This is a genomic window from Streptomyces sp. NPDC048248, from assembly GCF_043201875.1.
Lineage (GTDB): Bacteria > Actinomycetota > Actinomycetes > Streptomycetales > Streptomycetaceae > Streptomyces.
The window spans coordinates 16,627-27,464 of the sequence record NZ_JBICZL010000038.1 but is presented as its reverse complement, the minus strand read 5'-3'; the positions used below and the strand labels follow the sequence as shown (position 1 = coordinate 27,464).

Genomic DNA, 10,838 nt, shown 5'->3' with positions numbered 1-10,838 from the left:
CCCTCACAGCGGCTCGGCCGCCACCGCTGGGTGGTCGAGAGAACGGTGTCCTGGCTGGCCGGCTGCCGACGCCTCCACCGGCGCTACGAACGCAAGCCCGAGCACTTCCTCGCCTTCGTCGGCATAGCCGCAACCCTCATCTGCTACCGCCGACTCACCAAGTGAAACAACGTCTAAGGCGCCTGGGCTATGGCAAAGCCGATGAATGCGGTCCAGGCAGCGGATGGCACGGTCAGCCCGGGCCGTGTGGTCCTTCGATTCACGGACGTGCACAGCATCGGCGTCAGTTGCGATCTCGACGCATTCGCCGCCCGAACCAGTGCTGTAACTGCTCTCGAACCAGGCCCACTCGGGCATGGCCCGCACCGTCTCCTCTATGTTCCTTCCCGATCCATTCCGGTTACGTCAACCGGGGGACGGCGATGATGGCGCATCTCATGAGCTGTGACCATGCCACCATGGATCTCTCCCTGAGCCGTAGTTGATCCCCTTCTGCTCTCCGCCCGCGCCGCCTCTGCCGGAATTCGGCGCCTTGGGATCGCCCTTCCCGTCCTTCCCGAGCCCCGTGAAGTGGTCGGCCAGGCCCTTGTCGTTGTCGTGATGGTTCTTGGCCATCTGCTTCACACCGCGGGTCATGTTGTCGTCGAGGTGTTTGGCGGTTTTCTTGACGCCGTCCTCGATGCCTTCGATGACCTTGTCGAGCATGGTGTTGGCGGCGTCCGCGATGGGGTCCTTGCCGCGGGTGCGGCCGTGGTGGCTCCGGGCCTTGCCGATCTTGCCGCCGGCCTTGTTGCGGAAGGTGCCGCCCGCGCTTTCCAGGCTGGTGACGACGCGGTTCGTGTTCGTCCTTGTCGAAGCTGAACCCGCCGCCGGCCCCGCTGCCGGAGCTGCTGCCGCCACCGCCGCCGTGGCTGCCGCCTCCGGATCCGCCGAGACCTCCGCCGCCGCCTCGGCGGCCGCCAGTGCTGAGGAGTTCCATGGGGTTTTCGGCGGCGGACTTGGCGGAGTCCTTGGCGTCCTGGACGCCCTGGTTGAAGCCGTCCTTGCCGGCTTTGGCGGTCTGGCCGAGGTCGACGCCGTCCTTGACGCCGAGCGCGTTGGCGCCGAGCTGGACGACGAGGTCGCCGACCATCGCGCCGAGGGCCTCCTCGACGGGGGTCAGGGCGATGCTGATGACTTGTTCGGCGACCTGTTGGCAGACCTCTTTGAACAGGCGCTTGAGGAGCAGGCGGGTGGCCTGGGTCGCGCCCAGTGCGCCGAGTTCGGACAGGCCGAGGGTGAACGGGGCTGCGGCTTGGCGGCGATCACCTCGGCGGCCAGGATGCCCAACTGCACCAGCGCGCCGATTTTGGTGCCCTCGATGAGGATGGCGACGCCGTCCATGGCGGTGGCCGCCATGCGGCCGCAGTCGGCGAGTCCTTTGAGGTGCGTGCCGTTGATCTTGCTCCAGTGGGCGTTCATCGCCTCGATGGCCAGGGATCCGCCCGCCGAGCCGACCAGGCTCTGGATGGCGGTGTGCGTTTCGTTGGCGCCCTCGTCTATGTCGCCGGCGAACTCCCGCATGGCGTTGGCCATTTCGCGGTAGTCGTCCTCGTCGACGTTCGGCCCACGAGACACCGATCAGGTCGAGCAGCTCATCCGCCCAGCCCGGCAGCACGACACCCACGAAAAGCCCTTCCCCCGTTGATACTGCGTCAGTCGATGTAGATTTCCATCGGGGGGGGGAACGATTCTTCAAGCGCGCAACGAGCCATCTCCCACGTCCGTCGTGCCGGGGCAAGAGCGCCGTCTCACAGGGGAGGGCTCGCGAACGGTCCGGAGGGACTGGGCGGTGAAGACGCTGCGGGGAAGCGTGATGCCCTCGGTTTCCATGGATGATGCACATCCATGGAAACCGAGGGCATCACGGCCGTCGTTGGCGGCACCTGTCAGCCGAAGACCGAGCGGACCTCGTCCGTCACGGTCGAGCGGACCGCGTCCGTGGCCTCTGGGTTGTTGGTTGCGGCGCCGCCGGTGCGGTTGTCGACGTGGCGTTGGGCGTGGTCCAGGCCGCGGTTGGTGTGGTGTTCCGCCCGGTTGGCGAGGTCTTCCTTGGCGTGGTCGACGTAGGTCTGGGGGTCGGCGAGGCTGGCGGCGCCTTCCTTGACGCCGTCGACGTATTCGCCGGCCTTTTCCTTGGCGATGTCGGCGGTTTCGCCCCAGTCGATGCCGTCGCGTGCGCCGAAGTGGCTCTCGATGCCTTGTTCGGCGACGTTGTTCGCCATCTCCTTGCCGGCTTCTGCGGCCTTTTCCTTGGCCGCGTCGACCACCGTCTCGCGTACGGTGTCCTTCACCGTTTCCTTGACCTGTGTCTTGACGTAGTCCATTGCCAGCTTGCGGGCTTCCTTGGACACCGCCTTCTGGGCGAGGTCCTTGGTCAGCTTCTTGATGGCGTCCATCGTGGCGTGTTCCATCGCCTTGGTGGCCGCCTCCATGACCTCGCGCTTGAGCTTGTCGAGGATCTGGCGGATGATCACGCGGGACGCCTGGGTGGCGCCGGCCGCGCCGAGTTCGGACAGGCCCAGCGTGAAGGGGGCGGCCGCCTGAGCAGCGATGAGTTCAGCGGCAGTGATCACAAGCTGGACGATGACTGCGATCTTGCCCGCGATGACGGCGAGTGCGGCCGCGTCGAAGGCGGCCGCGATCACCTCGGCGGCCATGGCCGCGTCGCGGAGGTAGTTGTCGCCGCCCGCGCTGCCGTTGTACGCGCCCCACTCCTTGGAGAAGCCCTCGACCGCCTCGCCGGAGTTGACGGAGAAGACTTCGTTGGCCGAGGTCGAGCCGTTGGAGTTCGCCTGGTTCACGGCCTCGGCGAAGTTGCGCCAGACCTGGGCGCATTCGAAGAGCTTGTCCTCGTCGGCGTTCGGCCAGTTGAAGCCGAGGAGGTCGAGAACCCAGTCGACCCCTCCTGGCAGCTGGATTGACACAGTAATCGTCCCCCGTGCGGTGATAGCCGAGTTGTGCTGAGTGGAATGGAGGTGTGGGGCGGAGGCAGGGCGTCAGGCGGATGGGGCAGGGTGAGGCGGCGGGGGCGGCAGCTTGTCGCGGCGGGCCCGGGGGTGCCTCAGCGGTGCGGTGTCGCCTCAGATGGTGGGTCGGCCGACGGCGCTGATGGTGTGGATGCCCTGCTCGTCGGACTCGGCGTAGTGCTTCGCCATGGTGGTGAGTTTGTCGCCGATGCCTTCGAGGCGTTCGCCGAGGGAGTCCATCGAGTCGAACATGCCGTTCGCGATGGGTTCGTAGATCGTCAGGAAGATGTCACCGAAGTCGCAGCCCTCGAATGCCTCTCCCGCGACGTCCGTATTGACGCCTTCCCTGAGCTTCTTCGCCGCATTGGAGAAATCGCCGCCGATATGGACGAACGTGTTGCCCTGTGTCCTCAGTACGTCCGGATCGACGTCAAACGCCTTGCCTGCCACTGCTGCCCCCCGTATTCGCCGGTTCCCGGATGCTGTACGTCGTCGAGTCGAGGTCCGGGGCTTCGCCGGTGACTTGGCCCGTGATTTCGACGCCCATGACTCGACCGCACTCACGTGATCTCAGTCGAGTCTAATGACTTCACATTAGGTGATCTGAGCGTCGGGGTGTCAAGGCGGGGATGCGGTGGCCCGGTTGGGTTCGTGGCGATTCAACTGGATTGGTTTTGCGATGAGTTGACCTGAGTGAATTTGGCTGAGGTCGGAGGGGCGTGAAGGTTTGGTGTGGGTGGAGGGGGATGTCGCGAAAGCGGATCCCGGTCGTGAGTGCTTACGCCTGGGTCATACAGGGACGCAACCACGGGCGGCTGCGGTGAGGTCATCCGCTCCTGATACAAGTGAGGCCGGTGTTCGAGTGTTCGAGATCTGAGGAGTCGCTGTGGGGATTGGGGTGCGCCAGAAGGCGCAGAAGGTCGGAGCTGTCGGAGCTATCGGAGTTACGACGCTTGCCATGTCCTTCGCGCTGGCGGGCTGTGGGTCGGGTTCGAAGCTGGGGGGTGCCGAAGCGGCCGAGGACATCCTGCCGCCGCGCGAGAGCATGCCGACCGAGCTCAGGACCGTGACCAAGGAGCCGTTCAGCCGCGCCAAGGCCCCCAAGAAGTGCATGGTGGCCCCGGACAAGCCCTCGGGCTGGTGCAAGGACGCTGTGGCTGTCGGCCATGCCGCATACGGGAGCAGCGACAAGAGCAAGTCGGCGGTCTTCGACGTGGTCGTGTACCGCAGCGACTACACGGCCAAGAAGGCCTTCAGGAAGTGGGAGTCCTATGCCCAGAGCAGCCCGACCAAGTATCGGGCCCTGAAGGCCGAGGCGGTCGGATCCGGGAGCGTTGCGTTCGCGGACATCGATCCGTCGTACAACGACAACCAGGAGCTGGTGATCCGCGAGGACAACTTCATCGGCACGGTGAAGTACGGCGAGCGCCGTCTGCCGGGCACCGTCGACGCCACCCTCCTCAAGCTGTCGAAGATGTTCGCCGAGCGGATGCGGCAGGAGGGCTAGGGCGTGCCCGGGATCCGGGCGCGTGGGTGACCGCGGGTCCCGTAGCATTTGCGCTCATGGACGCACCCGGCAGTGAAGAGCCCCGTTCCGAGAGTCGCGTGGGGCTGACGCCTCGTCAGGCGAGGCGAATACGCATCGTCCTGGCCTCAGTGCTGATGGCCGCGATGGCGGCGGTGCTCGTGGTGCGTCTGGCGTCGCGTACGTCCGTACTGGTGGTCGGGGTGTACGGAGCCGCGCTGGTGCTCTGCGGTGTGGTGATCGAACTCAGCCGGAACGGGCGTACCCGGCTGGGCACTTGGCTGCTGGGCGTCGGGTTGGCGGCCGCGCTGGCCGCGGACTGGTTGTTGCTGCCCTGAGGCGGCGGAGGGGCAGAAGGCCCCGGGGTGGCCGGACGGCTGCCGCCCCGTAGCGCCGGCGAGCGGACGGCCGCCCAGGGCATCCGCCCCGAACGGCCGAAGTGCTCCCGCGCACCCGGAGACCGCTCCTCAGAACAACCCGTGCCACATCTGCTCGATGACCAGTGACCACCAGTTGCCGTCGTCGTCCAGGGCCCACGAGTCGATCGCCGTGATCTGCTCCTGGAACGCGGCCACCGCGGCGCCCGCAGCGCGCGGGTCCATGCCCTGCATCTCCTTGCGGGTGGTCGCCAGCAGGGCGAGCGAGCGCAGGTAGGCGGCGAGGGTGCGGTTGACGAAGCGGCCGCCGCCCGACGAGGGCTGGACCGCCCAGACGGTGCCGATGAGGCCCTGGTTGTTCTCCGGCGCGGTGCACTGCACGGCGACGGTGTAGAGGCCGTCGGTGCCGAGCCGGACGTAGCCGGCCAGGGTCTCCAGCGTGCCCTCAGCGGCCTGTGTACCGACCGCCCGCAGGTGACTGGCCACATCGGTGAACAGCCCGCCGGGCGGCGGGCTCGCGACCTGGTCGGCGGTGAAGAAGTACGGGACAGCGGCGGGGAGTCCGGCCCAGGTCAGCGTGCCCTTCGCGGCCTCGGGGAGCGGCGTCGCGGCGATGTCGTCCACGTCCGGACGCACCACTTCCTCCCGGCCGAAGACCTCCGCGAGGTGCTTGCCCAGCGCCACGTCGCGCATCGGCGGCGCCGCCTCGACGTTCTGCGGCACGGGCACCCGGTGCGGCCGCGGCGGGGCCTGCTGCCCGGCGATCTGGTGCATCATCTCGACGTGCCGCAGCAGCCCGGCGACGCCCTCGGCGCGCTCCTCGGGCCGCATGCCGTAGCCCTCGGTGCAGGAGAACGTGGCGTTGGGGAAGGCGCGGAAGACGAAGTCGCCCGGGTAGCCGCCGGGCAGCAGCGCGGGGCGCAGGTCGCTGTGGACCGCGCGGACGTCCTCACCGCGTACGCCGAGCTGGAGGAGGTCCTCGTGCAGCTGGTACTCGGCGGGCGGAAGGCCGGGCGCCGAGACCCGGGCGAGGCTGGTCTCCTCGCCGGTGGCCGGGTCGTCGTACGTCGCGACCGCCGTGTTGCCGGGGCCGGTGACAGGCTCCGAGGCGGCCGGAGCCGCGTCCGCGCCGCCGTCGGCGCCGTGCTTCTGCTGGTACATCCGCACGACCTCGTCGACCGGCACGGACGGCCAGACCGTCAGCTCGCCCGAGCCGCGGTCGACGACGCCGCAGGCGGTACCGATCTCCGCGGGCGGACGGCGCTGCCCGGTCTCCGGGTCGACCTCCGGGGGCGGCGGCACGGCCCAGACCACCCAGCCGAGGTCGAACTCCTGCATGGCCACCTCGCGCGGCGGCCCCTGGTGGCCCTCGGGGTTGAGCCAGCGTTCAGCGGTGGCTTGTGCCTGCGCCTGAGTGATCACGAGTGGTCTCCTTCGAGGCCGTGGGAAGCGACAGCGTCAGCGGTGCCGACGGCCTGGGCCGGCACGGTAGGGGCGGCCGCCGGGAGCGGCGCGGTGATCTGCCGGGCGGTCACGCCGCGCGCGGTGGCGACGACGAGGACGCCGTCGGGTGAGAGATCGACACCGGTGAACGGGGTGTCGGAGATCAGTGCGGCGACCACCTGCCGGCTCTCCCGTGCCCAGACGCGCAGGTAGTCGGCGCCGCGGCTGAGGCCCAACGGCCCCGCCTCCCGCGCCTCTTCGGACGGGCGCAGTACCTGGGCCGGGTCGGCGTCGAGGTAGTCGGGTCCCCACAGGTCGTGCAGGAGGAGCGCCGGGCCACCGGGTTCGCCGGCGTCATCTTCCGCTCGGGGCAGTGAGCGGGCCCCGGGGGTGCCCTCGGGGACCAGGAGGGCGGCCACCGGGCGCGCCGGGACAGCGGTTGTGCCGTCGGCCGGGTCGTTGGCGGACCCTTCAACACGGCCGGGACCCGCGCCGGAACCGCCGTCGGGGCCGTCGTCCTGGGGCAGGGAGCCGACCGTCACTCCGCTGACCCCGGGGACCGGAACGCTCCACAGGGTGCGCCACGGCAGCGGGAAGCCCAGACGGTGCAGCGCCTCCGCGTAAGGCGTCAGACCGTCCTCGACGAACGCGGACTCCAGCAGCGCCGCCCGCAGGGGGACCGACGGCTGGGAACGGGTGAGCAGGGGAGCGGTGCGCAGATACGTACGGGCCGGGGCGCCGAGTTCCCCGAGCGGTACGGCCTCGATGGCGGTCCGCAGCGTCACCGGGTCGGCGTGCGCGAACATGCTCGGGTCGGTGAGGAGTTGTGGGAGCAGCCCCGCGTCGAGAGTGTGTGCCGCGAGGTGATCGCGGATGTACGGGTCGGCCTTGGACCAGTCCTGCTCGGGCACCGCTTCCAGCAGCGCCATCGCGATCTTGGTCTGCGCTTCCCGTGCGTCGGGGAGTCCGGCGCGGATCTCCTCGGCGACGGCGGGATGCATCAGACGCAGCAGGGTGCGGCGGTCGGCCGCCGAACCGGCGGCGCCGGGCCCCTCGCCCCCGGCCGCTTCGGCTTCCGGGGTCCCGCTCTCCGGTACGTCGTCCGCCGGCTCGACCGGCTGGATGAACGGCGCCGCCAGCAGCATGCCGTCGGCGATGTCCTGGCTCATGTCCCGCTCGGCGACCGCGTTCGCGAGCCGCCCCCACAGCTGGACCGGCAGGCCGTCGCCCTCGGCGAATGCCAGCGGCGCCAGCATCAGCCGGAGCGTTCGGGGGTCGGCGCCCAGCCGGCGGGCGTGCAGGTCGAGTGCCTCGCCGATATCGGACGGCAGCAACTCCTCGTCCGACGGATCGAAGCCCTCGGGCTGCATCAGCAGCGACTGCAGGGCGAGTTGGACCGTCAGGTGATTGCCGTCGGCGCGGCGGGCCATCGCCTCGGCGACGGTCCTGCGGATCTCCGGGTCGGCGGCGTAGGGCAGGTCGGGCGCTCCGGCGGCCGGATCGAGGCCGGTCTCGGCGTGCAGCGCCAGGCCGTCGGGGTCCGCCCACTCCGGGGCGTCGAGATCGATGATCTGGACCTGGCCGAGGGGCAGCGACTCGGCGAGCTCCCCGGCCAGTTCGCGCGGTACGTCGGCGAGCAACTGCACCGACTCGGTGGCGGCGAGCGGCTTGAGCACCTCCCGGACCAGGCGAGCCGGTTCGTGAGCGGCGCGCACCGGCCCCGCGGCGTCGACGTCCGGCACCACGATCGTCACCGGCTCCTCGCGCGCGGAGAGCTCGCTGAAGACGTCCTCGGCGCGGACGGCGCCGAGCTCGAAGTGGTCCGCGATGATCCACAGCAGCTGGGCCGCGGTGCGCCCGGCGGGGCCGGGAACCGCGGGCGCGGGGAGGTCAGGAGGCACCGTAGCCGGGTCCAGATCGTCCAGCGGCAGCTGCTTGCGGTACTCGGGGTCACACAGCATCAGAAAGCCGGTGACCAGGCGCGAACGCCCGCTGCCCGGGTTGCCGGTGAGCACGATGACGCGGGGCGCCCCGGGCCACCGCATGCGCCAGGCCGCGAGTGCGCGGAGCACGGCGGTGCGGCCACCGATGAACGGATGTGGCGTGTATCGGGCCGTCGTGGCGATTCCTTCGCCTGAGGCGCTCATGACTTCCTCGTCCCCCATGAAATCCCGCCCTCCACTGTGCGTGGATCCTGCGTCTTACCTCGTCGATCCTATGATCAGGGCCGCTCCCGCGGGACTTCCGGGGCCGTCCTGCCGCGGAACCGAGGGCACCGGCCGGAGCGCGGACGCGCCGGCGGTCGTGGGGGAGCGGTTCCGGGCGGGCGACGGGGCCCTTTCGGACCGCGATCCGAAGAAATCCCCGTCAGGCCCTCGCCTCGCCGTGCCTCCGGCGTCCGCTCGCCCCGGCGTCATTTGAGGTGATGCCGGTGCATTGCGGGTGGTTCCGTGTGGAGAAAGCGGGGCCGTCCTGTGCGGAAAGGGAGAAGATCTGCGCAAATCTTCCGCTACGCGCGGCCGATGCTCCGCTTTCTTCCCTATGAGCTATTTCGACGGAACGCTCAACGGAAATGATCCGCAATGCGGTGGCCGGGCGGGAGTGACCGGCCGGGCCGGTCAGATGGCCGACTGGGAACCGTCCGCCGGGTCGACCGTCTCGAACGGCCGAACGCAGGGCCTTCCGCATGCGATCCGCCCTGGCCGGAGCCGCGAGCCCCGACGCGCCGGCAAGCCAGTGCCTCATGGCGCTCACCCCACCGGCAGAGCGGATCGCCCCCGACGGAGCGGATCAGCCCCGGTGGCCGCCGCCACGGCCACGACGCGGCGAGCTGACGATGTTCCCCGTGGGGCCGTCCCGCTCGGCGCGCTCCTTCTCCTCCTGCTCCTCCTGCTGCTTCTGCCACGCGACGAACTGCTCGCGGGAGGCCTCGCGTTCGGCCTGCGTCTGGTCCTCCGCGGCCCGCCGGATCTGGTTCATCCGGTCGCCCAGCGCGTCCATGTAGCCCGGCGTCTGGATGGCGTCCTTCATGCCGATCCTGCCGGAGAGGACCTCCTGCGCCATCTCCTGGAGCTTGCCACCCACATTCGGGTTCTCCGCCAGCGTCTTCAGCGCCTTCCGGAGCCGGTGCGCCTGCTCCGGATCCGCGGCGACGTCCATCAGATCCTCGTCCTGGATCTGCCGCTCTTTGTCCATGGTTGCCCCCTAGAACGTGGTGGCACAGCAACCGCGTGTGCTGCACCCGCGTCCAGAGTCTAATGAGGGGTGTGAACGAGCCGTCAAGGCGGGGTTGTCGGTATTGCCGGATATTGAGCCGTATGCATTCCGCACGCCGCTGTACGGCCGCTGCGCGGGCCGCTCCTGCCCTATTGCGGGTGTGCTAGACCTGTGGCGATGTTCGACAGGTCACTGTCATTCAATTCGGGGAGAAAAGATGTCGGATGAGGTCCGGATCGGTACCGAGGAGCTGCACAAGCTCGGTACAACCTTCGAGATATCCGCGGACGATCTGGGCCGGCAGCTGACCGCATTCAGACGACGCGCGGACGCCGAGGCGCTGCGGGAGGGGCTCGGCAGCCATGAGGCCGCCCGCCCGTACCGCGAGGTGTACGAACAGGCCGAGCGTGCCCTCACCCAGCTGCAGGAGCGGCTGGCCGAGGTCGGCGGCGGCATCAAGGAGACCGTAGCGAACACCCAGGCGGCCGAGGACGAGCTCGTCGAGATGATGCGGAGCGTCAAGTGACCGAGCGACGCAACCCCGAGGCCCTGCACGAAGCGGCGGCCGGCTGGCGGGAGATGGGCAAGCACCTCGACCGGCTCGTGCGCGACCTCGACCGGCACGTCGGCACCGCCGCGGCCGCCCACTGGAACGGCCCCGCGGGGGAGGCGTTCGCCGCGGACTGGCACAAGCTGAAGCGGTCCGTCGACGACACCCTGCCGGCCTTCGAACTGGCCGCAGCCGACCTGGAGACGGCAGCCGCCGCTCCCTCCTCGGACAGCAACTCCGAGGAGGGCCACGGCGCGCCGAAGGCGGAGAGCTCCTCGGGCGGCGACTCGCAGTCCTCGGGTACGAACGCCGCCTACGGCTTCATGGCGCTGGGGCAGCTCGCCAACGGACTCGGCGGCGCCTTGCGCAAGGGAGGCGGCGGGGGCGGACAGGGCCAACGGCCGCCCGTACGGCACGAGTGGGAGACCTCCACGGCACCGCAGGGGCCCAACCCCTTCGGACCGTCGGAAGAGGGGACGCCGGTGCGCGGTGGGCAGAACGTCGCCAAGGGAAGGCGGACGGAAGCGACGGCGGCCGCCGAGGAAGCCCCCAAGGTGAAGCCGGAGGCGAACTCCGAGAAGCCGGAGCGCGGAGCCTTCGGCTGACGCCGGCACAGGTCACACGAAACGGCGGTGGGGGGGGGCCCCGGCGCGGGGGGGCCCCCCCCCCGGCGGGGGGGGGTCGCGGCGCGCCCGGTGGGCGGCGCGCCCCCCCCCCCG

General features: G+C 69.9%; 12 protein-coding genes and 1 pseudogene. 5 read left to right on the top strand and 8 right to left on the bottom strand.

The window, feature by feature from the left end:
• A partial coding sequence (locus ACGFZW_RS38240) for a transposase (protein ID WP_393897947.1) occupies nucleotides 1-165 on the top strand: 165 nt, incomplete at its 5' end.
• 126 nt (nucleotides 166-291) lie between these two features.
• Here the strand turns inward: ACGFZW_RS38240 and ACGFZW_RS38235 are convergent.
• The 5 genes and pseudogenes from ACGFZW_RS38235 to ACGFZW_RS38215 all read right to left on the bottom strand — a co-directional run.
• Nucleotides 292-357 (bottom strand): annotated as a pseudogene (locus tag ACGFZW_RS38235) (DUF397 domain-containing protein); the annotation flags it as partial.
• A 78-nt stretch (nucleotides 358-435) separates the two neighbouring features.
• On the bottom strand, nucleotides 436-900 hold the full coding sequence (locus ACGFZW_RS38230) for a hypothetical protein (RefSeq protein WP_393897945.1): 465 nt from the start codon (nucleotides 898-900) through the stop codon (nucleotides 436-438).
• A gap of 258 nt (nucleotides 901-1,158) precedes the next feature.
• The gene (locus ACGFZW_RS38225; protein WP_393897944.1) at nucleotides 1,159-1,617 is read right to left on the bottom strand and encodes a hypothetical protein; all 459 of its coding nucleotides are present in this window, start codon (nucleotides 1,615-1,617) and stop codon (nucleotides 1,159-1,161) included.
• Between the two features lie 311 nt (nucleotides 1,618-1,928).
• Nucleotides 1,929-2,966, bottom strand: a complete 1,038-nt coding sequence (locus tag ACGFZW_RS38220; protein WP_393897943.1) for a PE-PGRS family protein — start codon at nucleotides 2,964-2,966, stop codon at nucleotides 1,929-1,931.
• 156 nt (nucleotides 2,967-3,122) lie between these two features.
• Nucleotides 3,123-3,458: a hypothetical protein gene (locus ACGFZW_RS38215; protein WP_393897942.1), complete on the bottom strand. Its 336-nt coding sequence runs from the start codon at nucleotides 3,456-3,458 to the stop codon at nucleotides 3,123-3,125.
• A 508-nt stretch (nucleotides 3,459-3,966) separates the two neighbouring features.
• Here ACGFZW_RS38215 and ACGFZW_RS38210 point away from each other — a divergent pair.
• Both ACGFZW_RS38210 and ACGFZW_RS38205 read left to right on the top strand, forming a co-directional pair.
• Nucleotides 3,967-4,515: a hypothetical protein gene (locus ACGFZW_RS38210; protein WP_393897941.1), complete on the top strand. Its 549-nt coding sequence runs from the start codon at nucleotides 3,967-3,969 to the stop codon at nucleotides 4,513-4,515.
• A 56-nt stretch (nucleotides 4,516-4,571) separates the two neighbouring features.
• The gene (locus ACGFZW_RS38205) at nucleotides 4,572-4,871 is read left to right on the top strand and encodes a hypothetical protein (protein WP_393897940.1); all 300 of its coding nucleotides are present in this window, start codon (nucleotides 4,572-4,574) and stop codon (nucleotides 4,869-4,871) included.
• Between the two features lie 129 nt (nucleotides 4,872-5,000).
• Here ACGFZW_RS38205 and ACGFZW_RS38200 read toward each other — a convergent pair whose 3' ends face one another.
• The 3 genes from ACGFZW_RS38200 to ACGFZW_RS38190 form a co-directional block, all read right to left on the bottom strand.
• On the bottom strand, nucleotides 5,001-6,332 hold the full coding sequence (locus ACGFZW_RS38200) for an SUKH-4 family immunity protein (protein ID WP_393897939.1): 1,332 nt from the start codon (nucleotides 6,330-6,332) through the stop codon (nucleotides 5,001-5,003).
• Nucleotides 6,329-8,500, bottom strand: coding sequence for an ATP-binding protein (locus tag ACGFZW_RS38195; RefSeq protein ID WP_393897938.1), 2,172 nt, complete (start codon nucleotides 8,498-8,500; stop codon nucleotides 6,329-6,331). The genes ACGFZW_RS38200 and ACGFZW_RS38195 overlap by 4 nt, the downstream gene beginning before the upstream one ends.
• 643 nt (nucleotides 8,501-9,143) lie before the next feature.
• Nucleotides 9,144-9,548, bottom strand: a complete 405-nt coding sequence (locus ACGFZW_RS38190) for a hypothetical protein (protein ID WP_393897937.1) — start codon at nucleotides 9,546-9,548, stop codon at nucleotides 9,144-9,146.
• A gap of 238 nt (nucleotides 9,549-9,786) precedes the next feature.
• On the opposite strand from ACGFZW_RS38190, the gene ACGFZW_RS38185 reads away from it, so the two are divergent.
• The gene (locus ACGFZW_RS38185) at nucleotides 9,787-10,095 is read left to right on the top strand and encodes a hypothetical protein (RefSeq protein ID WP_393897936.1); all 309 of its coding nucleotides are present in this window, start codon (nucleotides 9,787-9,789) and stop codon (nucleotides 10,093-10,095) included.
• Complete coding sequence (locus tag ACGFZW_RS38180; protein ID WP_393897935.1) at nucleotides 10,092-10,724, top strand: WXG100 family type VII secretion target; 633 nt, start codon at nucleotides 10,092-10,094, stop codon at nucleotides 10,722-10,724. Before ACGFZW_RS38185 ends, ACGFZW_RS38180 begins: the two co-directional genes overlap by 4 nt.
• Nucleotides 10,725-10,838 lie beyond the last annotated feature (114 nt).